The following is a 21,671-nucleotide window of genomic DNA, read 5'->3' as shown; positions in this document are numbered from 1 at the left end:
GGCAGCGACACAGTTACGCTCCCTTCGTCTAGTGGTTAGGACGTGGCCCTCTCAAGGCTAAAACAGGGGTTCGAGTCCCCTAGGGAGCGCCAGTCGCCGCAGCAGGAACCGAAAAAGCCCGCCTTGTGCGGGCTTTTCTGTTTTCCGGGGTTTGCAATGGCATCGATCGGCTTGGTCGCTTTGGCGCCTGCCTGCAATCGGCTTGAGCCGGTGGGGTCACCCAGGGCAGGACACGCCGTGAACCCATCCATGGGGGCTCGATGGCGCCATCCTTGGCGCCAACGGTCCTGCCCTGGGTGACCCCACCGACTCTGGACGGTTTCCCGCGAGCTGCGGCAACAACCGACCAGCACTTCGCCGCATCCGCACGCACCATGAAACTGTCAGGAGGGGGCGGGCCGCCCTCTCCAGGACCGTTGGCGCCATGGATGGCGCCATCGAGCACCATGGATGGGCTTTTGCGTGTCCTGGAGAGGGCGGCCTGCCCCCTCACACTCTGGACAGGCAGGCGCCAACGGAATGCAACCGAAGCCAGTCGCCGTCAGCCTTCCATCTGCTCCAGCTCCTTGCCCTTGGTCTCGCGCACGTAGCGGACCACGAAGTAGATCGAGAGGATCGCCGCGACGGCGTAGATGCCATAGGCGCCGGCCAGGCCGATGCCGGCCAGCAGCATCGGGAACGTCACGGTGATCGCGAAGTTCGAGGTCCATTGCGCCGCACCCGCCACCGCCAGCGCCGGGCCGCGGATCTGGTTGGGGAACATCTCGCCCAGCATCACCCACATCACCGGGCCCCAGGACATGTTGAAGAACACCACGTAGACGTTGGCTGCCACCAGCGCCAGCCGCCCCATGCCATCGGACAGCTGCAGGCGCCCATCGACGAGGCTGCCGCTGGCAAACGCCACCACCATCAGCACCAGCGCCACCGACATGCCGACCGAACCGATCCACAGCAGCGGCCTGCGCCCGATGCGGTCGATCAGCAGTACCGTCAGCAGGCAGGCACCGATGCTCAGCGCGCCGGACAACACGTTGATCAGCAGCGCGTCGCTTTCCGAGAAACCCACCGCCTGCCACAGCACCGCGCCGTAGTAGAACACCACGTTGATGCCGACCAGCTGCTGGAACATGGCCAGGCCGATACCCACCCAGAGGATCGGGCGCAGCTTGCCGGTGGCCTTGTTGCGCAGGTCGCCGAAGCGCGGCTTGTGCTGGTCCTGGGCCAGGCTCGCCTCGATCTCGGCCTGCTTGGCCGTGGCCGCGGCCTCGCCGTACAGCCGCGCCAGCACCGCCCTCGCCTGCCCCTGGCGCCCCTTCAAGACCAGGAAACGGGGGCTTTCCGGGATCACCAGCAACAACAGGAGGAACAGCCCCGAGGGCAGCACCTGCATCCAGAACATCCAGCGCCAGGCCTCATGGCCCAGCCACAGGGGCTCGGTCGAGGCGCCGGCGGCACGCGCCAGCAGGTAATTGCTGAGGAAGGCCGCAAACAAGCCGCAGATGATCGCCATCTGCTGCACCGTGGCCAGCCGGCCGCGGTAACGCGCCGAGGCGACTTCGGCGATGTAGGCCGGTGACATCACGCTGGCCGCGCCCACCGCGAAACCGCCCAGCACGCGGGCGGCGATGAACAGCCAGGACGCGTGGGCCGCGCCGGCACCGAGCGCCGAGACAAGGAACATCAGCGCTGACACGATCAGGACACCGCGGCGCCCCAGGCGATCACCCAGCCACCCGGCCAGGAAGGCGCCGATCGCGCAGCCCAGCAGCATCGAGGCGACTTCGAAACCGAGCGCCGCCTCACTGGAGTTGAAGGCCTGGCGGAGGCCATCGACCGTGCCATTGATGACACCACTGTCGAAACCGAACAGGAATCCACCAAGGGTGGCCACGCAGCTGATCAGGACGATGAATGCAGTGTTCTCACCGCCATGGGGCGCGGTGCTGGGCTGGGTTTGGGACATGGACGATCCTGCTGGGAAGGGAGTCCGGCCACGGTGGGCGACCGAGTGCCCCGCAGCGTCGCACAGCCCCCGCCGTGCCGCCAATGACTCCCACGGTCGCGCCTGCCAGACGCCCGTTCTCCGCCCCGCGCCGACACCGGGGGCCAACCTGTTCTAGAATTGGCAGGTTCAGGAATCGATCCACCCCCAAGCCCATGCCCTTTGTCGTCACCGAAAACTGCATCAAGTGCAAACACACCGATTGCGTGGAAGTGTGCCCCGTGGATTGCTTCCACGAAGGCCCGAACTTCCTGGTGATCGACCCGGATGAGTGCATCGACTGCACCCTTTGCGAGCCGGAGTGCCCGGTCAATGCGATCTTCCCGGAGGACGATGTTCCTGCCGGACAGGAAGGCTTCGTTGCCCTCAACGCCGAGCTGGCGAAGGAATGGCCGGTGCTGACCGTGCGCAAGGACCCGCCCGCCGACGCCGGCGAATGGGATGGCAAGCCGGACAAGCTGAAGCTGCTGGAGCGCTGAGAAGCGCCCACGGCGGTAACGAAAAGGGCGCCCATGGGCGCCCTTTTCTGTTCTTCGGCAGACCCCAACCGTGCGCTCCGGCAGGTGCCAACCGCGCAACCTGGTAGGTGCCAACCTTGGTTGGCACAAAAGCGCCGACCAAGGTCGGCCGCTACCAGAGCGGGTGCGGACCAAGGCCCGCAGCCATCCGACCAGCCCTTACTGGGCGAGCTTCGCCTTCAGCGCGGCGATCAGCTTCACCGGCGCTTCGGCGGTGGCCGGCAGGCCACGCGGGTCAACCGCGGAGATGTAGGCGCCGGCATCGACGGCCACTACGCGGACCAGGAAGTTGCTGCCCTCGTAGGCCACGTCGTACGAACCCAGCAACTGCGCGCGGCTGGCAATGGTCACGCCCTCCACGCCTTCCAGTGCGGTACCGACCTTGGCGAAGGCTTCATCCTTGCCACCGGCAATGGTGAAACCGGTGCTGCCGGCTGCTGGAGCCGCAGCAACCGGCGCCGCCGGCTTGGTGGCCGAGGCCAACGTCGGCACCTTGTTGTCGGTGGTGGCATTGGGCAGGTTCAGGTCCGGCGGCACTTCCAGCGGACGCATTTCCGGGGCCAGGGCGTAGTCGCCCTTGGCGCCGCGCTTGAAGCAGCCGGTGGTGCCGGCAGCGACCGCCACGGCAAGCAGGGCATAGGACAGCACGCGGACGGTGGAAACGGATTGACGCATGTGAATCTCCTGGGTCAGACCAAGACGGAAGGTCAGTGGCTGGAAAGGGCTTCGAGGGCGGCGATGTCGCCGGCAAGATGGTCGGCAGCCGGATGATGCGCTGCCGACAACGGCAGCAGTGGCAGGCGCAGGTCGTGACCGATGCCGATGCGGCGCAGCAGCGCCTTGACCGGGATCGGGTTCGGTTCGACGCCGCAGAAATCATGGAAGGGATGCAGGCGCGCATCCCACGACGCGGTGGCTTCGTGGTCGTGTGCGGCGGCCAGCTCGCACATCCGGCGGTAGGCACCGGGAAGCACGTTGGAACCCACTGAGATGAGGCCGTCGATACCGGCCTGGATCGAACGCGCGGCCGTACCGTCGTCACCGCTGAGCACGGCGAACTGTGGGCTGCGCAGGGCGAGCAGCGCCTGCACCCGGCCGGTGTCACCCACCGCCTCCTTGATGCCGACGATGTTGGGGTGGCTGGCCAGCTCGGCCACGGTCTCAGGCTGCATGTCGCAACCGGTACGGCCGGGCACGTTGTACAGCACGACCGGCAGCCCGCCCTGGTCGGCCACCGCACGGTAGTGCGCGATCAGACCGGCCTGGGTGGGGCGCACGTACGGCGGCGTGACCACCAGCGCGTGGCTGGCGCCGAGGGCGGCGGCACGACGGGTCTGTTCGATGGTCTTGGCAGTGCCCGAAAGGCCGGTACCGGCCAGGACCGGAATGCGGCCGCCGATGCGCTCGACCGCGCTGGCCAGCAGCAGGTCGTACTCGGCGTCGGTGAGCGTTGCCGCTTCGCCGGTAGAGCCGGCTACGACAACGCCATGGACGCCACCTTCCAGTTGCAGGTGCAGCAGGCGCTGCCAACCGTCGGGATCGAGGGCGCCGTCGGCCCGGAACGGGGTCGCCAGCGCGGTGATGAGGCCGGAAAGGGACAAGGACGTGCTGCTCTTGGCTGGGAAGGGAAAACGCCCGCCACGAAAGGCCGGGGGCGACTTGAATGTTACTTGCGGCGCGAAAGCACGGGCAAGTATGCTGGACACCGGTGGATCCCCGCCTCTGGCGGGCATTCAGACTAACGCATGCATTACCCGGAATCGCCTTGACCGACACCACCCCGCGCCCCGCGCCGAGCGAAAACCACCTCCTGATCAACGCCTATACGACGCATCCGGAGTCCCCCCTGCTGTCCGTCACCCGCCGCATCGCCGACAGCGGCTGCAATCTGGTGGATGCACGCCTGGCCACGGTCGGCCGCGATGTCTCGGTTACCGCCCTGGCCACCGGCTCCTGGGACTCGGTGGCCAAGCTCGAGGCGATGCTGACCCGGCTGGAGCGCGAGGAAGGCCTGAAGCTGGTCTGGTACCGCACCGCCGCCAAGCAGGCGCAGTCCAACCTGCTGCCGTACATTGTCGAAGTGATCGCCGCCGACAAGCCGGGCATCCTGTTCCAGCTGGCCGATTTCTTCGACCGCCAGGGCATCACCATCGAGAACCTGCAGAGCACGCGCTACCGCGCCATGCAGACCGGTGCGGAGATGTTCAGCGCACAGGTCACCATCGGCGTGCCGGCCAACATGCACATCGCCGCGCTGCGCGACGATTTCCTCGAGTTCTGCGACCACCTGAACCTGGACGCGATCATGGACCCGATGAAATTCTGATCGGAAGTGCGGATTCTTCGCGCGCCTCTCACGGGCGCGTGGCGTTTCATGCAATTGTCGTAGAAAGAACCCAGGCTCGACAGAAGGACCTCATGAACAACGGCGACACCCTGGACAGCACCACCCTCTCCCTGCCACTGGCACTGTCCGGCGGCGACCAGGCCACCCTCGGCGACTACGCAGGCCAATGGCTGGTGCTGTATTTCTATCCCAAGGACAGCACCCCGGGTTGCACCACCGAAGGCATCGACTTCAACGCGCTGCTGCCGGAGTTCAGGAAAGCCGGCGCCGTCGTGCTGGGCGTCTCGCGCGACTCGGTGAAGTCGCACGACAACTTCTGTGCCAGGCAGGGCTTCAATTTCCCGCTGGTCAGCGACGGCGACGAAGCGCTGTGCACCGCCTTCGACGTGATCAGGATGAAGAACATGTACGGCAAGCAGGTACGCGGCATCGAACGCAGCACTTTCCTGATTTCCCCCGACAGCCGCATCGTGCAGTCCTGGCGCAAGGTCAAGGTCGCCGGCCATGCCGATGCCGTTCTCGCCGAACTGAAGGCCTCCCAGTCCAAGTGAGTCCCACTGCCTACTGTGTCTGCCATCACCCTGCCCTGCAGCAGGCCGTGGTGGTTTTTCCCTGTCCGTAACCAGGAATCGACGATGACCCGAGGCAAGCGCATCTACGTGCTGGATACCAACGTGCTGATGCACGATCCCACCGCGCTGTTCAAATTCGAGGAGCACGACGTCTACCTGCCCATGCAGGTGATCGAAGAGCTGGACAACGGCAAGAAGGGCACCTCCGAGGCGAGCCGCAACGCCCGCCAGGTGAGCCGCTTCCTCAACGAGCTGGTGCAGGCCTCCGGGCTGGACAACCTGGCCGACGGCATTCCGCTGCAGCGGCCCAATGGCCTGCAGCTGCGCGGCAAGCAGAGCGCCGGCAAGCTGCGCTTCCAGACCAGTCATTTCGATGCTGGCAAGAGCTTCGGCAAGGTGATCCCGGACAACGCCATCCTCGGCGCGATCCTGGCCCTGAAGGAAGAAACCCCCGACCTGCCGGTGGTGTTCGTCTCCAAGGACATCAACCTGCGGATCAAGGCCGCCATCGCCGGTATCGTGTCCGAGGACTACGAGAACGACCGCGCGCTGGACGATTTCAGCCTGCTCTACACCGGCGCTACCGAGCTGCCGGAAGACTTCTGGAAACGCCACGGCGACGACCTGCGCAGCTGGAGCGACAAGGGCCGCTCGCATTACGAAATCCAGGCACAGGACGGCGAGGAGTGGTATCCGAACCAGTACGTCTACCTGCCAGGCGAGGATGAAGTCGAGCTGCGCGTCAGCCGCGTCGTCGGCGATGGCAAGGTGGTGCTGTCGCTGGTCGATGATTTCCGCCACGGCAGCCACGCCGTGTGGGGCATCAGCGCACGCAACCGCGAGCAGAACTTCGCCCTCAACGCACTGATGGACCCGGAGATCGACTTTGTCACGCTGCTGGGCACCGCCGGCACCGGCAAGACCCTGCTGGCACTGGCCGCCGGCCTGGCGCAGACGATGGACCAGCAGCGCTACCGCGAGATCATCATGACCCGCGCCACGGTCAGCGTGGGCGAGGACATCGGCTTCCTGCCCGGTACCGAGGAAGAGAAGATGACGCCGTGGATGGGCGCATTGACCGACAACCTGGAAGTGCTCACGCACAACCAGGAAGGCGGCACCTGGGGCCGCCAGGCCACCAACGACCTGCTGGCCAGCCGCATCAAGATCCGCTCGATGAACTTCATGCGCGGCCGCACCTTCCTGTCACGCTACCTGATCCTGGACGAGGCGCAGAACCTCACCCCCAAGCAGATGAAGACGCTGATCACCCGCGCTGGCCCCGGCACCAAGATCGTCTGCCTGGGCAACGTCGAGCAGATCGACACCCCGTACCTGACCGAGACCACTTCGGGCCTGACCTACGCGGTGGACCGCTTCAAGAACTGGCCGCATAGTGCGCACATCACCCTGCGCCGTGGCGAGCGTTCGCGCCTGGCCGATTACGCTTCGGAGGTGTTGTGAACCGCTGCACGCGCCTGTTGCTGCCCACGGCTGCGATCACCCTCGCCGCCGTGCTCGGTGCCTGTACGACCACGCGCGGCCCGGCCAGCGTGCCCACCGCCGAGCGCACCGGCCAGTCCTGGGTGGTCACCCGCCCGATCATCGCCGCGCAGGTGCTCGACACCTGCTCGCGCCCCAGCCCCGGCCGCGAGGCCGGGCGGGTGTCGGGTTACTGGGCGCCCAGCCGGCAGCAGGTCGACCAGCTGGAGGCGAAGCTGTCGTCGCTGGAAGCGCAGGTCCCGAAGGTGCTGGACTTCGACCGCCAGTACGTCGGCATCGAAAGCGCCGGCAAGCGGCTGATCTACATCAACGCCTTCCACCTGCCCGACGACAGCGGCGTCAATCCGGCCCGTGAAGCGATCCGCGTCTGCGATGGCGGCGCACAGTTCTGGGGCGCCGTGTTCGACCCGGCCAGCAACACCTTCAGCGAGCTGCAGTTCAACGGCGGCTTCGGCGGGCCCTGAGGGGCCTCGCCGATGGGAATACGCCTGCCCACCTGGGTCTGGATCGGCGCGGTCGCACTCTCGTGCGTGGCCGGCATGGTCAACGTGGTCGGCTTCCTCGGTTTCGAGCACCAGGCGGTCAGCCACATGACCGGCAGTACCAGCCAGCTCGGCATGGCACTGGCCCAGGGTGACTGGCGCGCGGTCGGCCACCTGTGGGGCCTGCTGATCGCGTTCTCGCTGGGCGCGATGCTCAGCGGCCTGCTGATCCAGGACAGCACGCTGCAGCTGGGCCGGCGCTACGGCGTGGCACTGGCGCTGGAATCGGCTCTTTTGCTGGTGGCCATTCCGCTGTTTGAAGAGCACCAGATCTGGGGTGCACTGGCCGCCGCCATGGCCTGCGGCCTGCAGAATGCAATGGCTACCACCTTCAGCGGCGCGGTGGTGCGCACCACCCATCTCAGCGGGATGTTCACCGATCTCGGCATCGGCCTGGGCCACCTGCTGCGCGGGCTGCCGTTGCAGGTGCGACGACTGACCCTCAGCGGCCTGATCATCAGTGGCTTCCTTGCCGGCGGCGTGATCGGCGCCTGGCTGTTCGCGCGCTGGCAGTACGACGCCCTGCTTGCTCCCGCCCTGCTCACCGGCCTGACCGGCCTGGGTTATGTGGTGTACCAGCAGTGGGCGCGCTGGCGGCATTGAGGGCCGCACTCTGGGGGTCAGATCCCTTTTCCTGCGGAAAAGGGATCTGACCCCGCCTGACGGATCAAAGGCATCCACGCATGGCGTGGATCTACCTTCCCCTGCCGGACCACGGCACAATCGCTGGATGAGCCCGACCACTCCCGTATCTGCCCTCACCATCGCCGGCTCCGACTCCGGCGGTGGCGCAGGCATCCAGGCCGACCTGAAGGCCTTTGCAGCACATCGCGTGCACGGACTCTCCGCGATCGCCGCACTGACCGCACAGAACACCCGTGGCGTCATCGCCGTGCACGTGCCGCCGATCGATTTCCTGCGTGCACAACTGGATGCCTGCTTCGATGACTTCGACATCCATGCGGTGAAGCTGGGCATGCTGGCCAACACCGAGGTGATCAATGCCGTCGCCGATGCGTTGGAGCGCCATCGCCCGCCACACGTAGTGCTGGACCCCGTGATGGTCGCCACCAGCGGCGCGCGCCTGCTGGAAGACAACGCTCTGCAGGCAATGCGTGAGCGGCTGATCCCGCTGGCCACGCTGATCACCCCGAACACGCCGGAAGCGGAGCTGCTGGCCGGATGGAAGATCGGGAACGGCGATGACGCCGAACAGGTAGCCTCCGCCCTGCTCGACCTGGGCGCCGGTGCGGTGCTGCTGAAAGGTGGCCACCTGCAGGAAGGCAACCGCGTGATCGACCGCTACTTCGACGGCGTGAGCAGCGAAGAATTCATCCACGCCCGCCTGCCGCTGGATGCGCACGGCACTGGCTGCACGCTGGCCTCGGCCATCGCCGCGCAGCTGTGCAACGGCCTGAGCCTGGCCAACGCCTGCGAAGCCGGCATCGACTACGTTGCGCGCGGCCTGCAGCAGGGCTATGCCCCCGGCCGCAGCGAGGTGCTGGTGCTCGACCACTTCGGCGCTGCACCGCACGCATGAACCTGACGCCGGCCCTCCTTCCAGTGCAGTGCAACGACGGGCATCGCTACGAAGTGATGGCCTGCATGCCCGCACAGGCCATCGCCCGCTTGTTGTGGCTGCCAGCGCTGGGTGTGGCCGCGCGCCACTACCTGCCGCTGGCACAGGCGCTGGCAGCGAAGGGCGTTGCGGTCTACCTGCATGAGTGGCGCGGCAACGGCAGCAGCTCACTACGCCCGTCGCGCGCGCACGACTGGGGCTATCGGGAGGTACTCGAGCAGGATCTGCCGGCCAGCCAAGCGGTCATGGCGGCCGCCGACGAGGAAGCAGGCCCCCTGCCCTGGATCATCGGTGGCCACAGCCTGGGCGGGCAGCTGGCCTGCGTGCATGCCGGCCGCAACCCTCTGCATTTCCACCACTTGTGGTTGGCGGCCAGCGGCTCACCGTTCTGGCGTGGATTCCCGCCACCGCGCGGCTGGCTGCTGCCACTGGTTTACCGTTTCCTGCCGTGGATCGCGCAGCGCCAGGGCGTGCTGCATGGCCGTCGTCTCGGCTTCGGTGGCACCGAAGCACGCGGACTGATCGCCGACTGGGCGCGCGTCGGCCTGAACAACCACTACGCCGCCGCCGGCATGGGTGAAGACCTCGACGCACAGATGGCGCGCGTGCACGGCAGCGCCCAGGCCGTGCTGATGGAACACGACTGGTTGGCCCCGACCGGGTCGATGCAGGCGTTGCTGGCAAAGCTGCCGAATGTGGACGCGAAGCTGCGCGTGCTGTCCGCGCAGGAACTGGGCACGCGCGCCGATCACTTCGCCTGGCTGAAGGCACCGGATGCCGTGGCGGACAGCTTTTTCATTCAGTTGGATGAAAATTTTCACAAAACTGTTGACGGTGTGCGCCGACATCCGCATAATTCCGCTCCTGTCGCAGGGCGCCCGTAGCTCAGTTGGATAGAGTACCTGGCTACGAACCAGGCGGTCGGGAGTTCGAATCTCTCCGGGCGCACCACTCGACAGGTTTTCAGCATCCGCCGCTGAAAATGCAGTAAAATTAGGCAGTAAGTTGATTGTGTACCGCGCGCCCGTAGCTCAGTTGGATAGAGTACCTGGCTACGAACCAGGCGGTCGGGAGTTCGAATCTCTCCGGGCGCACCATACACAGTCGACACAACAAGTTTATGTAATTGGCGCCCGTAGCTCAGTTGGATAGAGTACCTGGCTACGAACCAGGCGGTCGGGAGTTCGAATCTCTCCGGGCGCACCATTACACCGAAACAGCAGGCCTCGGCCTGCTGTTTTTTTATGCGTGTTTTTCGGCAGGGCTGCGCCCTGCACCTGCAGAAGCTTCAAGCCAAGGCAACGGCAACAGCAAAAGCTGGCATTCTGTGGGTTGGCGGGGCGGTGTCGGAGTGCGGGGACGCCGCAAGTACGTCCATGTAGGCTTGGCAGCCGCATCCATGCGGCTGACACCCCGCACTCCGACACCGCCCCACCCCTGACAGATTCTCGCGATCTGATGGATCGACGTCATGCGTGGATGAATCTTCATCGGAATCGAATATTTCGAATCGAGCTCGAAAAGCATCCACGCATGGCGTGGATCTACTGTGTCGACCAAGATCGACACCTACCAACAGCGGTCCATGCCGTTCCGACAGATCGCGGAAATCTGTCGAAGGCGGGGTGGGTCCGGTTGCGGGGGCGTGAGCCGCATGGATGCGGCGACCGAGCTTACATGGACGTACTTGCAGCGCCCCCCGCAACCGGACCCACCCCGCCATCCCTCAGCAAACCAGCTTCTGCTGTTGCTGTTGCTGTTGCTCTGGATCGTAGCGGGTGCAGGGCGCAGCCCTGCCGTACGCCTACCCCCTTGCCATTGCCTGCCACCACTGCGACAGCAGCTCCGGCCTGCGCAGGCGCTCGCGCCACCAGCGCAGTGCCGCGCCATCCTCGCCGGTGCGCCAGGCCAGCCAGAAGGTCTCTTCCGGCTTGTGTTCCTCCACCTCGCGGATCATCAGCTGGCCACGCGCCACCGCAGCACGCGCGCATGGCTCGGGCAGGAAGCCGAAGCCCACGCCTTCGCTCTGCAGCTTCAATTTGCTGGCCATGTCCGGCACCGTCAGCATCTCCTGCCCCATCAACAGGCCCACCGTGCGCGGCAGCAGCCTGCGCGCCGAATCGGAAACGGCGATCGCACAGTGCTCGGCCAGCTGTTCGCGACCGAGTACGCCGGGCACCGCGGCCAACGGATGATCAGGTGCCACCGCGAACACGAACTCCACCGTGCCCAGCGGCTCGACCACATAGCCGCCACCACTGGGCCCTTCGCCCGGCGCGCCGACCAACAGGTCCGCACGGCGGTCGAGCAGGGCCTCCCAGGTGCCGGACAGGGCCTCGCCGATCAACCGCAACCGGGTCGGTGCCTCGGCCTCACGGAATGCGGCGATATCCGGCCCAAGCAGCCAGGTCGGGAACACCGAATCCACCGCCAGGGTCAGTTCGGTCTCCCAACCCGACGCCACCCGGCGCACCCGCAGCTCCAGCTCGCGGGCCGCGCGCAGCAGATGCCGGCCTTCGTCCAGCAGCGCGCGCCCGGCCTCGGTCAGCTCTGCACGTGGGCCGACCCGGTCGAACAGCTGCACACCCAGATCCTCCTCCAGCTTGGCCACGGTATAGGAAATCGTCGAGGGCACCTTGTGCAGGGCCTTGCCGGCGCCGGCAAAGGAGCCACGGCGGTCGATGGCATCCAGGATCTGCAGGGCATCGAGGCTGAGCTTGAGCATTCGAATTTTTCGATGATGGCTTTCAAAACTATCCGTTTTTCAAACCCCGGACGCAAGCGGATACTTCTCTCCAACGGGAAAACACAGCGGTCACCGACCACCCCGCCCCATCGAAACCATCGAACAAGGAGATTCCATCATGCTGCAGATCCGCAAAAGCGCTACCCGTGGCCTGGCCGAGCATGGCTGGCTGTCCTCGCGCCATACCTTCTCCTTCGCCAACTACTACGACCCCCGTTACGTCAGCTTCGGCCCGCTGCGGGTGATCAACGAAGACAAGGTGATCGGCGGCCAGGGCTTCGGCACCCACGGCCACAGCAACATGGAGATCATCTCCTACGTGCTGGGCGGTGCGCTGGAACACAAGGACTCGATGGGCACCGGTTCGGTGCTGCGCTACGGCGACGTGCAGCGCATGAGCGCCGGCAGCGGCGTCACCCACAGCGAGTTCAACCATTCGGCCGACGAGACCGTGCATTTCCTGCAGATCTGGATCTTCCCGGATACCGAGAACATCACTCCGTCCTACGAGGAAACCCACTTCGCACCGGAGACCAAGCGCGGCCAGCTGCGCCTGATTGCCTCCCCCGACGGTGCCGACGGTTCGCTGCGCATCCATCAGGATGCCCGCATCTTCGCCACCATCCTCGATGGCGGCCAGAAGCTGCACCATGCGCTCGGCAACGGCCGTGGCGCCTATGTGCAGGTGGCACGTGGGCAGCTGCAGGTCAACGGCATCACCCTCGAAGCCGGTGACGCGCTGCAGGTCAGCGACGAAGCCCAGCTGACCCTGGAAAACGGCAACGATGCCGAAGTGCTGGTGTTCGATCTGCCGCTGTAAACACGCCCTGTCCTGAAGACGTGGCCCGGCGGTGCGGAAAGGCATCGCCGGGCCCGCGGCGCCTGATGGACGGCCCGCAATCGTATTCGGCCTTCGGTGACCCGAATGCCTCTTGCTCGATGCGACTGGAAACGCTTTCATGGCAGCGTTTATCCGGACCCGCCCTCGCATGACGCCTTCATCTCCGCGTGCCCAGCAGCACGCCACCCGTGCCGCCTTCTTCATTCCTGGATTCGCCACCGCCGCGTGGGCGCCGATGGTGCCTTACGCCAAGGCCAAGGCCGGGCTGTCCGACGCCAGCCTCGGCGCCGTGCTGCTGTGTCTTGGGCTGGGTTCGTTGCTGGCGATGCCACTGGCAGGTGCACTGACCGGGCGATTGGGTTGCCGCCGGGTGATGGTGATCACCTGCGCGATGATGCTGTGCGCCCTGCCCTTGCTGGTGCTGGCACCCTCGCCGGTGTCGCTGGGCGCGGCACTGTTTGTGTTCGGTGCCGGCGTCGGTGCACTGGATTGTGCGATGAACATGCAGGCGGTGGCGGTCGAGCGCGATGCCGGGCGCGCGATGATGTCCGGCTTCCACGCCTTCTACAGCATCGGTGGATTCGTCGGTGCTGGCTGCATGACCGGGCTGCTGATCCTCGGCACGCCGCTGTGGCTGGCCGCGCTGGTTTCGGTGGTGGCACTGCTGCTGATTGCGATGCTGTCGGCGCCGCATTGGCGTCCGCAACGGATCCTGCACGAAGGCCCCTTGCTGGCACTGCCGCATGGCGTGGTGCTGTTCATCGGCGTCCTGGCCTTCGTGGTGTTCCTCGCCGAGGGCTCGATGCTGGACTGGAGCGCCGTGTTCCTGGCCGAAGTGCGGCAGGTGCCGCGTGACCAGGCCGGGGCCGGCTTTGCGTTGTTCACCCTGGCGATGACGGCAATGCGCCTGTTCGGTGACGGCATCGTCGAGCACCTCGGCCGCACCCGCACCCTGGTCTTCGGCGGTATCACGGCCGCGGCAGGCTTCACCCTGGCCACGCTTGTGCCCTCGTTTCCGGTGGCGCTGGCCGGCTACGTGCTGGTCGGGCTGGGCTGCGCCAACATCGTGCCGGCGCTGTTCTCGATGGCAGGCCAGCAGCGGGTGATGCCGGAGAGCATCGCCATCACTGCCGTGACCACATTGGGTTACGCCGGCATCCTCGCTGGTCCGGCGGCGATCGGCGCAGTGGCACATGCCACCAGCCTCGGCTTTGCCTTCCTGTGCGTCGCCCTACTGCTGCTGGGCGTAGCCGCCTCCGCCCGCTCACTGGCACGGCGCGTGACCTGACAGAAAAAGGGGACGGAGGGGATTAAGTCGCATCTGCCCCGAGTGTGCTGCAAACGACTTAATCCCCTCCGTCCCCTTTTTTCAGCCGTGTGCCAGCCATTCGGCCTGGGCCGGCAGCTGTGGGGCTGGGCACGCGCTCTGCGGGTGGTGCTCGTCGCGCGCCATCCAGTCATCCACCACGCCGGCCAGCAGGTCCAGCCGCAGCGGCAGGGTGATGTGGTCCTCTCCACGCATTTCGATGTAGTGCGCGCGCGGGTTGGCCTGCGCAAGCTGCCGGCCCTGGCTGACCGGAATGTGCTGGTCACCCTGACCGTGCAGCAGCAGCACGCAGGCGCGGGTATCGGCCAGCGCACGCGCGACGTCGACACGGTCGAGATCGACATCGATACGGCGGCTGGCGGCGGCGATCACCTGGTTGATGTCCTGGCCCCCATAGCGCCAGCGTGCGTACGACGCCACCGCCTGCGCCTTCAGGCCCTCCGGCTGCAGTCCCATCAGGTGCGGGATCATCGTGCGGATCGCCGCACCGGCATTGGCGAACGATTCCATCGCCACCACGCCGGCCACCTGGTCACCCAGCTTGTCGGCGGTGAACACCGCCGTGGCCGCACCATAGGACACACCGAACAGGTACAGCGGGCCGGTCACTTCGCCGCGCGCGCGCAGCTCGCCGATGACATCGACGACGTCATCCGATTCATAGGTGCCATAGCCGGACGGACCTGCACCGGACTGGCCATGGTTGCGCAGATCGAGCGTGACCACGCGGTAGCCGGACTCGGCCAGCTGCAGCGACCATGGCAGCATCGAATCACCATTCATCATCCACCCATGCAGCAGCACCACGGTGCCGCGTGGCGCCTGCGCGCGGAACGGCTGTGGCACGGCCAGACTCAGGCCGGTATCAAGAGGCTGGCCGTTCTCATGACGCTGCGGAAGGTAGTGGTACCGCGCGCCGTAGTCGCCGGGGTCGAACACGCGCCAGAAGATCGGCACGCCATCGCGACCCGCTGCGAAGCCATGGCGGTTGGGCAGCCCGGCAATGGCCGCGGCGATGCGCGGGCGATCGAGCAGGGTCGACACGCCGCCTGGCGCGATCAGCCGGTCGGCAAGCGAGGTAGACGAGGCGTTGATCGAGGATGAGCATGCAGCCAGCCACAGGCCGGCGCACGCCAGCAGCAACAGCAGCAGGCGCTTCATGGGCAATCGGGAAAGGATGCGACAGCGTGGCAGGTTAACGACGCGGGCGTAGGCCATCTATCGCGCGTGGATGACGGCTTGATGACAATGCGGGATCGATTCAGGTTGTCACAATGGCGCGATCGACCTCGGCATTGATCCGGATCAATGAATACGCCGGCATGCTTGCCCACAGTGCCCCCATGCGCACCTCGTTCAAGCTCGCCATTGCCCTGGCCGCCACGCTGGCCGCCGCCTATGGCATCGCCCGCAGCACGCCCTACTGGTTCGCACCTCGGCAGGCCGCGCAGGTCGACATCCACGACCCGGCGCTGATCGCACAGGGGCAGTACCTGTCGCGCGCCGCCGACTGTGCGGCCTGCCACACCGCGCCGGGCGGCAAGCCGTTCGCCGGTGGCCTCGGCATGCAGACGCCGATGGGGACGATCTACTCGACCAACATCACCCCCGATCCGGAAACCGGCATCGGCGCCTACGACTACGCCGACTTTGAACGCGCGGTACGTCGCGGCATCCGTCACGATGGCCAGCCGTTGTATCCGGCAATGCCGTACGCCTCGTACGTGATTGCCCGCGACGCCGAGATCAAGGCGCTGTACGCCTATTTCATGGGCTCGGTGCAGCCGGTGAAGCAGGACAACGCCGACAGCACGATTCCATGGCCCGCCAACATGCGCTGGCCTCTGGCATGGTGGCAACTGCTGTTCGCACGCCCACGCAGCTTCAGCCCGGATCCGTCGCTGGACGCCGGCCAGCAGCGTGGTGCCGAACTGGTGGAAGGCCTGGCGCATTGCGGTGCCTGCCACACGCCACGCGGGCTGGCGTTCCAGGAAAAGGCGATGGCCGATGATGGCAGCCGCCAGTTCCTGTCCGGTTCGGTGCTGGAAGGCTGGTACGCGAAGAACCTGCGCAGCGAATCGACCGGTCTGGCCAGCTGGCGCGAGGGTGAGATCGTGGACTTCCTGCGCACCGGGCGCACTGATCGATCGGCGGCCTTCGGTGGCATGGCCGACGTGGTCGAGCACAGCACGCAGTACCTGTCCGACGCCGACCTGCTGGCCATGGCCCGCTACCTGAAACAGCTGCCGGCGCGTGAGGGCCGCAGTTCGCAGTGGTCCCCCGGTACCGACACCACCACCGCCGCACTGCGCAGCGGCGACTATCGTGTGGCCGGTTCGCTGGCCTATGCCGAGCACTGCCAGGCCTGCCACCGCGCCGACGGCCGCGGCATGGCCCGCGTCTATCCGGCGCTGGCGGGCAACTCGATCGTGTTCGCCGATGACCCCAGCTCGCTGGTGCAGGTGACCCTGATCGGCGGCCGCACACCACATACCCGGCACGACCGCATGGCCTTCAGCATGCCAGGCTTCGAGCAGCTGCCGAACGCGCAGCTGGCACAGATCCTGACCTTCATCCGCAGCAGCTGGGGCAATCAGGCCAGCGCAGTGAGCGAGGTCGACGTGGCGCGCATGCGTCGGGTGGTGCGCGACAAGCCGGTGCACTACGTTCCGCAGGAGGCCGCACAATGAAGCGTTCGCGCACGCGTCTGCGCCTGCTGATCGGCAGTGCGATCACCCTAATGGTGCTGACCGGCGCCGGTACCCTGGCCTACCGTCATCTGTACCCGGACCTGGATGCCGCCGTGGCCAGCACGATCGATATCCTCGATGCGCAGGGCAAAGTGGTCGGCCACTACCATGCGCCGAGTGCCGAGGAGATCGCCGGTCTCGGCAATGCCGAATCGGTGATGCTCGGCCGCCGCCTCCTCAACGAGACTGCACGGCTGCTGCCGGACAATGTCGGCAACGATCTGAACTGCAATTCGTGCCACATGGCCGAAGGCAAGCGGCCTTTCGGCAATCACTACTTCAACACAGGCGGCGGCGCCTATCCGCGTTACATGCCGCGCCCGGGCAAGGTGATCGGGCTGACCGAGCGCATCAACGGATGCCTGCAGCGTTCGATGAACGGCAAGCCTCTGCCGAAGGACTCGCCGCAGATGCGCGCGATGCTCGATTACATGGCGTGGTTGAGCAGTCCTGTGCCAGAGGGTGCAAAGGTGTCCGCCCCCAGTGAGGGGCCCATCGACAGCACGCTGGCCCCGGACCCGATCCGTGGCCAGGCACTGTACGCCGTGCAGTGCGCCGCGTGCCATGGCGACAACGGCGAAGGACGGCGCGACGCCAGCGGTGACATCGCCTTCCCGCCGCTGTGGGGCGACCACAGTTTCAACATCGGCGCCGGCATGGCGCGCCTGTACAAGGCCGCCGGCTTCGTCAAGCACAACATGCCGCCGGCGGTGACCCGCGAGCCCCCACTGGGGCAGCAGGTGATGCCCGACCAGGATGCGGTGGACATCGCCAGCTACTTCATCAACCAGCCGCGGCCGGACTTCGCCAACAAGAGCAAGGACTGGCCGCGCGACCCGAAACCCAAGGACGCGCGGTACTGAGCACCCCGTGGGTCAGCGCTTGAGCAGCTCGACCCGCCGGTTGCGTGCCTTGCCTTCTTCGCTGCCGTTGTCAGTCACCGGCCTGTCGGCGCCGAATCCGGCCGCCTGCAGGCGGTCGGCGGCGATGCCCTTTGCGGTAAGCGCGGCCACCACCGAGGCCGCGCGATCCTCCGACAGGCTGCGGTTACGTGCTGCGGCACCACTGTTGTCGGTGTGGCCTTCGATCGACAGCTTCAACGCCGGATCAGCCCGCAGCAGCTCGAGCACCTGCGCCAGCTGCGGTTCGGAGGCCGGCAGGATCTGCGCCTTGTCCGTGGCGAAGTTGACCTGGATCGCCACGCGGCCGTCGCTGTCCAGCTTCTTCTTCAGCGCATCGGCCGGCAACAGCGCCGCGGTCTGGGTGAAGCCCGTGCGTTCGGCCACCACCCAGCCGGCACTGAGGTATTCCAGGCGGGCGTGTACCCAGACCTGGCGGCCGTCTGCCAGATCGACGCGGTAGACCACGGTGTCATGGTTGTCCCAGCTGTAGCTGGCCGCGTTGCCGTAGGACGACTGCACCTGCTTCGGCACGCTCTCGGCCGCCTCATGCGGGATGCGTCCCTCGAATACCCTGGTGCCGTTGGCCTGGGCCATCATCGCCTCAAGGTTGCGGCGCACTTCGTGCATCGAGTACTCGCGCTCACCCTTGTCGAAATCAGCCGCGAAGGTGCGGCCCTCAACCTGTTCGAACCGATCACCGGTCCAGAACGGGAAGGCATCGAAATCACGTTGCTCGGCCTTGTTGCGGTCACGATAACCGGCGGGCAAGGACAGATGCGGGAAGCTGTCCGACCACTGCGCGGTGGCCTTGAACGGCACTTCATCCACGACCACCAGGCCGGCGCCATTGCTGTCCACCGCCAGTTGCACCCACACGGTGCGGTCGGCCTGGCGCAGCACATAGACCGTGGTGGGCGCGTCCTGTTCACCGTTCACTGCGTCGATGAAGCCCCCACCAATCTCGCCTTCCAGCTGCGGGCCGTAGTAGATGTCGCGCAGCAGCTCGCCTTCGAACACCTTGCGGCCACCGGCAGCGGTGATCACGCCATCGAAGTTGCGCTGCACTTCCATTGCGGAGAATGTCTTGTCCGGAGCGTTGTTGCTGTCGGCCACGATGCGCGCCGACCAGCTCGGGCCTTCCACCCAATGCACCCCCTCGCCCATGCGGAACGGGAAGCGGGCCCATGCCCGCGGGTGTGGTGCGTTCTGCGGCGCATAGCCCTGCGGCAGGCTGAAGAACGGTAGTTCGCCCAGCGCGGCGTCGCTCAGCGGCACGCTGGCTGGGTCGAAGGGCACCAGCGGCACAGCCTTGCCCTCACGGTCGGTGAGCGCGGCGCCATCGGCGGCGGCTGTTGAACCGGCCGGGGCGGCGGCCGCTGCTGCGGTCTCATCCGCCGTGGCTGGCGCGGGCGGTGCCACCTCTCCATTCGAGGGCGCCCGGTTGCATCCTGCCAGCAACACCAGGGCTGCCCCGCCCAGCCAGATCTTCGATCGCTTCTGCATCGCCACCACCTCAGGTCCATTGAAGCGCCGAGCATACCCGAAGGCCGTGACCGCCCCCACAGTGCCATCGTTCCTGCGCTGCCACGTCATGCCGATGTCATTGGCGCTGCCGACACTCCGGGGTTTCCTCCCTCTGAAGGTCCGGTTTCGATGCGAACGATTGCGCGTTTTCCCCGTGTCTCGCTGCTGGCCCTGCTGATCGCCCCCGCACTGGACGCCCTGGCCGAAGCACCGCAGGGCGAGGCGGCCGAAGCGCGCAGCAGCGATGCCCGCACCCTCGATCAGGTGCAGGTGATCGGGCAGGCCACCAGCTACGCCAAGACATCGGTGCGCGCGGAAACGCTGAACCGGCAGACCGTGATGAGCAGCGTCAACGATGCACTCAACGAGGTGCCCGGCGTGGTGGTCAGCGAAGCCGATGCCACCGGCTCATCGGTGTGGGGCACGCAGATCAGCATGCGTGGCTTTGTCACCAACCGCGACACACAGCAGATCGGCACTACCATCGACGGCCTCCCCAACGGCGGTTCGGGTTACGGCGGCGGCTCGCTGGCCAACCGCTACATCGACACCCTCGACCTGGAAACGGTGGAAGTCAGCCAGGGCACTGCCGATATCTCCTCGCGCTCGAACGAGGCCCTGGGCGGCACGCTCAACTTCCTTACCAGCGACCCGCTGCAGGACAGCCGCCTGCGCTTCGTGGTCGGCGCCGGTGACAACGATGCGCGCAAGTACTACGTGCGCTACGACACCGGCCTGCTCGGCGGCCACACCCGCGCCTGGGTCAGTGCCTCGTCGGCGCGCGTGCATGACTGGATCGATGGCAGCGGCAAGACCAGCAACGACCACATCGCCGGCAAGTTCATCACCGAACTGGATCGCTGGACCCTGACCGGCTACCTGTCCTACAACGATGCCGACGAGCCGGAATACACCAGCGTCTCACCGAAGGGCTTCGCGACCAATCCGGATCGCGACAACCTGGTCGGTACCCTCACCGGCATTCCCTACCTGGACCAGAACTACCGTTCCGGCTCGCGTGCGTTGCGCGAGAACACCTTCGGCTACCTGCGCGCGGCCTTCGACGGTGGCAACGGCTTCAAGGCCTCGGTGGCCGCCTACGGGCACCGCATGCAAGGTCGTGGCGACTGGCTGCCTCCCTATCTGGCGCAGGTCAGCGATGACGGTGCGGGCCGCCCCGAGTCGGAGTACATCGGTGGAAAAACCGTGTACGGCGGCAGCAACCGTGGCCAGATCTTCTTCGTCAATCCCGACGGCAGCGCCGCGCAGCGCCTGGCCAACTGCACGCCGCGGCTGGGCTTCACCGCCGAATACGATCCGAACTGCTACGCCGGCAACGTGCTGGGCGCGCAGTCGTATCGCCACACGCACTACGACAACGACCGCATGGGCGTGACCGCCGACGTCGAGTGGCGGCAGACCTTCGGCACGGTCGACAACACGATCCGTGGCGGTCTGTGGGTGGAGAAGCTGGACCGTTCGGCGCGCCGCGACTGGCATCGCCTGCTCAACGTCGGCCAGGACATCGCCTTCGACCACCAGCCGTACTGGGTACAGTTCGAGGACAAGTACAAGGTTGACGAGCAGATGTACTACGTCGAGGACGTGGCGCGATTCGGGCCGTTCAGCGCACGCCTGGGCGTGAAGCAGTTCTTCGTCGACCAGTCGCGCCGCCGCGTGATCGGTGCCAGCGAACACGTCAAATCCGATTCCAGGTCCGACCCGCTGCTGTCCACCGGCTTGACCTGGGCACCGGGCGTGGAAGGCATGGAGCTGTTCGCCGGCTTCTCGCAGAACTTCGCCGCGATTCCTTCCGGCGTGCTCGGCGAGACCGACCCGCAGCGCTTCCGCAACGTCGAGCCGGAGACCGCCGACAACATTGAAGTGGGCATGCGCATCAGCCGCTGGCCGCTGACCGCCTCGGTGACCCTGTACAACATCAAGTTCGACAATCGCATCGTCTACCTGCCGGCAGGTTTCGTCAGCGGCATCGACTATCTCGGCGAGACCGACGGCGTCTACGAGAACTTCGGCGGCGTGGAGAGCAACGGGCTGGAAGCCGCGTTCGGCTACGGCTGGGACAACGGCTGGCGCCTCAACGCCGCCTATACCTACAACCGCTCCAAGTACCTCGGCAGCGGCGATGCCGCGCGCGATACCCAGCTGGGCATCGTCGATGGCGCCAAGGTGATCGGCCAGCCCGAACAGACCCTCGTCCTGTCGGCGGACTGGCAGGGTGAGAACTGGAACTTCGGCCTGTCCGGCCGTTACCTGGGCACGCGCTATCTCGACGCCGCCAACGTCAACAAGCTGCCGTCGGCGACCGTGCTCAACGCCAACATCGGCTTCGACCTGCAGGGCCTGTCGCCGCGCCTGAAGGGCATGGGCGCCAACCTGGTGGTGAGCAACCTCACCAATAAACGGTATCTTGCAGGGGTGGACGGGCGCGACAACGCCTTCATCGGCGCTCCGCGCACCGTCGGCATCTCTTTCCGCGTAGACCTGTGAGTGAGCC

19 protein-coding genes and 4 tRNA genes are annotated in these 21,671 nt (G+C 66.4%); 17 read left to right on the top strand and 6 right to left on the bottom strand.

Annotated features, from left to right (window positions below; translation table 11 throughout):
• Positions 1–17: 17 nt before the first annotated feature.
• Positions 18–92, top strand: a tRNA-Glu gene (locus AC5P7X_RS04345).
• Between the two features lie 449 nt (positions 93–541).
• Here AC5P7X_RS04345 and AC5P7X_RS04340 read toward each other — a convergent pair.
• The gene (locus tag AC5P7X_RS04340; protein WP_495214443.1) at positions 542–1,966 is read right to left on the bottom strand and encodes a sugar porter family MFS transporter; all 1,425 of its coding nucleotides are present in this window, start codon (positions 1,964–1,966) and stop codon (positions 542–544) included.
• Positions 1,967–2,160: 194 nt separating this feature from the next.
• On the opposite strand from AC5P7X_RS04340, the gene fdxA reads away from it, so the two are divergent.
• Positions 2,161–2,484 (top strand): ferredoxin FdxA, encoded by a 324-nt coding sequence (gene fdxA / locus AC5P7X_RS04335; protein WP_005409054.1) that lies wholly within the window; start codon positions 2,161–2,163, stop codon positions 2,482–2,484.
• A gap of 198 nt (positions 2,485–2,682) precedes the next feature.
• On the opposite strand, the gene AC5P7X_RS04330 is transcribed toward fdxA, so the two are convergent.
• Both AC5P7X_RS04330 and dapA read right to left on the bottom strand, forming a co-directional pair.
• Complete coding sequence (locus AC5P7X_RS04330; RefSeq protein WP_005416115.1) at positions 2,683–3,198, bottom strand: hypothetical protein; 516 nt, start codon at positions 3,196–3,198, stop codon at positions 2,683–2,685.
• Positions 3,199–3,230: 32 nt separating this feature from the next.
• A complete protein-coding gene (dapA, locus tag AC5P7X_RS04325) occupies positions 3,231–4,124 on the bottom strand; it encodes a 4-hydroxy-tetrahydrodipicolinate synthase (RefSeq protein ID WP_005416114.1) in 894 nt (297 codons plus the stop codon).
• Between the two features lie 164 nt (positions 4,125–4,288).
• On the opposite strand from dapA, the gene AC5P7X_RS04320 reads away from it, so the two are divergent.
• The 10 genes from AC5P7X_RS04320 to AC5P7X_RS04275 all read left to right on the top strand — a co-directional run bounded on the left by AC5P7X_RS04320 (position 4,289) and on the right by AC5P7X_RS04275 (position 10,272).
• Entirely contained in the window at positions 4,289–4,849 is a 561-nt protein-coding gene (locus AC5P7X_RS04320; protein ID WP_005409051.1) for a glycine cleavage system transcriptional repressor, read from the top strand.
• Between the two features lie 92 nt (positions 4,850–4,941).
• Positions 4,942–5,421: a peroxiredoxin gene (locus tag AC5P7X_RS04315; RefSeq protein ID WP_206619786.1), complete on the top strand. Its 480-nt coding sequence runs from the start codon at positions 4,942–4,944 to the stop codon at positions 5,419–5,421.
• Between the two features lie 84 nt (positions 5,422–5,505).
• Entirely contained in the window at positions 5,506–6,906 is a 1,401-nt protein-coding gene (locus AC5P7X_RS04310) for a PhoH family protein (RefSeq protein ID WP_005416112.1), read from the top strand.
• Entirely contained in the window at positions 6,903–7,409 is a 507-nt protein-coding gene (locus AC5P7X_RS04305; RefSeq protein WP_005416111.1) for a hypothetical protein, read from the top strand. Before AC5P7X_RS04310 ends, AC5P7X_RS04305 begins: the two co-directional genes overlap by 4 nt.
• 12 nt (positions 7,410–7,421) lie before the next feature.
• On the top strand, positions 7,422–8,090 hold the full coding sequence (locus AC5P7X_RS04300) for a YoaK family protein (protein ID WP_053500054.1): 669 nt from the start codon (positions 7,422–7,424) through the stop codon (positions 8,088–8,090).
• A gap of 127 nt (positions 8,091–8,217) precedes the next feature.
• Positions 8,218–9,027, top strand: coding sequence for a bifunctional hydroxymethylpyrimidine kinase/phosphomethylpyrimidine kinase (gene thiD, locus AC5P7X_RS04295; RefSeq protein ID WP_053500055.1), 810 nt, complete (start codon positions 8,218–8,220; stop codon positions 9,025–9,027).
• A complete protein-coding gene (locus AC5P7X_RS04290) occupies positions 9,024–9,950 on the top strand; it encodes an alpha/beta hydrolase family protein (protein WP_053500057.1) in 927 nt (308 codons plus the stop codon). The genes thiD and AC5P7X_RS04290 overlap by 4 nt, the downstream gene beginning before the upstream one ends.
• Positions 9,941–10,017: transfer RNA gene (locus AC5P7X_RS04285), tRNA-Arg, on the top strand. Before AC5P7X_RS04290 ends, AC5P7X_RS04285 begins: the two co-directional genes overlap by 10 nt.
• Positions 10,018–10,086: 69 nt before the next feature.
• Positions 10,087–10,163, top strand: a tRNA-Arg gene (locus AC5P7X_RS04280).
• 32 nt (positions 10,164–10,195) lie between these two features.
• Positions 10,196–10,272: transfer RNA gene (locus AC5P7X_RS04275), tRNA-Arg, on the top strand.
• A gap of 598 nt (positions 10,273–10,870) precedes the next feature.
• Here the strand turns inward: AC5P7X_RS04275 and AC5P7X_RS04270 are convergent.
• Complete coding sequence (locus tag AC5P7X_RS04270; protein ID WP_346607980.1) at positions 10,871–11,791, bottom strand: LysR family transcriptional regulator; 921 nt, start codon at positions 11,789–11,791, stop codon at positions 10,871–10,873.
• Positions 11,792–11,930: 139 nt separating this feature from the next.
• On the opposite strand from AC5P7X_RS04270, the gene AC5P7X_RS04265 reads away from it, so the two are divergent.
• Positions 11,931–12,632, top strand: a complete 702-nt coding sequence (locus AC5P7X_RS04265) for a pirin family protein (RefSeq protein WP_005409043.1) — start codon at positions 11,931–11,933, stop codon at positions 12,630–12,632.
• Between the two features lie 169 nt (positions 12,633–12,801).
• The gene (locus tag AC5P7X_RS04260) at positions 12,802–13,941 is read left to right on the top strand and encodes an MFS transporter (RefSeq protein WP_253137469.1); all 1,140 of its coding nucleotides are present in this window, start codon (positions 12,802–12,804) and stop codon (positions 13,939–13,941) included.
• 81 nt (positions 13,942–14,022) lie between these two features.
• Here AC5P7X_RS04260 and AC5P7X_RS04255 read toward each other — a convergent pair whose 3' ends face one another.
• Entirely contained in the window at positions 14,023–15,141 is a 1,119-nt protein-coding gene (locus AC5P7X_RS04255) for an alpha/beta fold hydrolase (RefSeq protein ID WP_329841793.1), read from the bottom strand.
• Between the two features lie 182 nt (positions 15,142–15,323).
• On the opposite strand from AC5P7X_RS04255, the gene AC5P7X_RS04250 reads away from it, so the two are divergent.
• Positions 15,324–16,670, top strand: a complete 1,347-nt coding sequence (locus tag AC5P7X_RS04250; RefSeq protein WP_134955202.1) for a c-type cytochrome — start codon at positions 15,324–15,326, stop codon at positions 16,668–16,670.
• A complete protein-coding gene (locus tag AC5P7X_RS04245) occupies positions 16,667–17,593 on the top strand; it encodes a c-type cytochrome (RefSeq protein ID WP_171958205.1) in 927 nt (308 codons plus the stop codon). The genes AC5P7X_RS04250 and AC5P7X_RS04245 overlap by 4 nt, the downstream gene beginning before the upstream one ends.
• 12 nt (positions 17,594–17,605) lie before the next feature.
• Here the strand turns inward: AC5P7X_RS04245 and AC5P7X_RS04240 are convergent, their stop codons facing one another.
• Positions 17,606–19,051, bottom strand: a complete 1,446-nt coding sequence (locus tag AC5P7X_RS04240) for an OmpA family protein (RefSeq protein WP_495214442.1) — start codon at positions 19,049–19,051, stop codon at positions 17,606–17,608.
• 234 nt (positions 19,052–19,285) lie between these two features.
• Here AC5P7X_RS04240 and AC5P7X_RS04235 point away from each other — a divergent pair, with 234 nt between their 5' ends.
• A complete protein-coding gene (locus AC5P7X_RS04235; RefSeq protein WP_188248749.1) occupies positions 19,286–21,664 on the top strand; it encodes a TonB-dependent receptor domain-containing protein in 2,379 nt (792 codons plus the stop codon).
• Positions 21,665–21,671 lie beyond the last annotated feature (7 nt).

The organism is Stenotrophomonas sp. YJH_SMC_53 (assembly GCF_059369995.1).
Note: the sequence above shows the minus strand (reverse complement) of the source record. Positions and strands in the feature narration are given on the sequence as shown.

Excerpts from the sequence above, each read along its gene's own strand:
- AC5P7X_RS04340 (WP_495214443.1), bottom strand. The coding sequence starts at position 1,966 with ATGTCCCAAACCCAGCCCAGCACCGCGCCCCATGGCGGTGAGAACACT.
- fdxA (WP_005409054.1), top strand. The coding sequence starts at position 2,161 with ATGCCCTTTGTCGTCACCGAAAACTGCATCAAGTGCAAACACACCGAT.
- AC5P7X_RS04330 (WP_005416115.1), bottom strand. The coding sequence starts at position 3,198 with ATGCGTCAATCCGTTTCCACCGTCCGCGTGCTGTCCTATGCCCTGCTT.
- AC5P7X_RS04315 (WP_206619786.1), top strand. The coding sequence starts at position 4,942 with ATGAACAACGGCGACACCCTGGACAGCACCACCCTCTCCCTGCCACTG.
- AC5P7X_RS04310 (WP_005416112.1), top strand. The coding sequence starts at position 5,506 with ATGACCCGAGGCAAGCGCATCTACGTGCTGGATACCAACGTGCTGATG.
- AC5P7X_RS04300 (WP_053500054.1), top strand. The coding sequence starts at position 7,422 with ATGGGAATACGCCTGCCCACCTGGGTCTGGATCGGCGCGGTCGCACTC.
- thiD (WP_053500055.1), top strand. The coding sequence starts at position 8,218 with ATGAGCCCGACCACTCCCGTATCTGCCCTCACCATCGCCGGCTCCGAC.
- AC5P7X_RS04290 (WP_053500057.1), top strand. The coding sequence starts at position 9,024 with ATGAACCTGACGCCGGCCCTCCTTCCAGTGCAGTGCAACGACGGGCAT.
- AC5P7X_RS04270 (WP_346607980.1), bottom strand. The coding sequence starts at position 11,791 with ATGCTCAAGCTCAGCCTCGATGCCCTGCAGATCCTGGATGCCATCGAC.
- AC5P7X_RS04265 (WP_005409043.1), top strand. The coding sequence starts at position 11,931 with ATGCTGCAGATCCGCAAAAGCGCTACCCGTGGCCTGGCCGAGCATGGC.
- AC5P7X_RS04260 (WP_253137469.1), top strand. The coding sequence starts at position 12,802 with ATGACGCCTTCATCTCCGCGTGCCCAGCAGCACGCCACCCGTGCCGCC.
- AC5P7X_RS04255 (WP_329841793.1), bottom strand. The coding sequence starts at position 15,141 with ATGAAGCGCCTGCTGCTGTTGCTGCTGGCGTGCGCCGGCCTGTGGCTG.
- AC5P7X_RS04250 (WP_134955202.1), top strand. The coding sequence starts at position 15,324 with ATGCGCACCTCGTTCAAGCTCGCCATTGCCCTGGCCGCCACGCTGGCC.
- AC5P7X_RS04245 (WP_171958205.1), top strand. The coding sequence starts at position 16,667 with ATGAAGCGTTCGCGCACGCGTCTGCGCCTGCTGATCGGCAGTGCGATC.
- AC5P7X_RS04235 (WP_188248749.1), top strand. The coding sequence starts at position 19,286 with ATGCGAACGATTGCGCGTTTTCCCCGTGTCTCGCTGCTGGCCCTGCTG.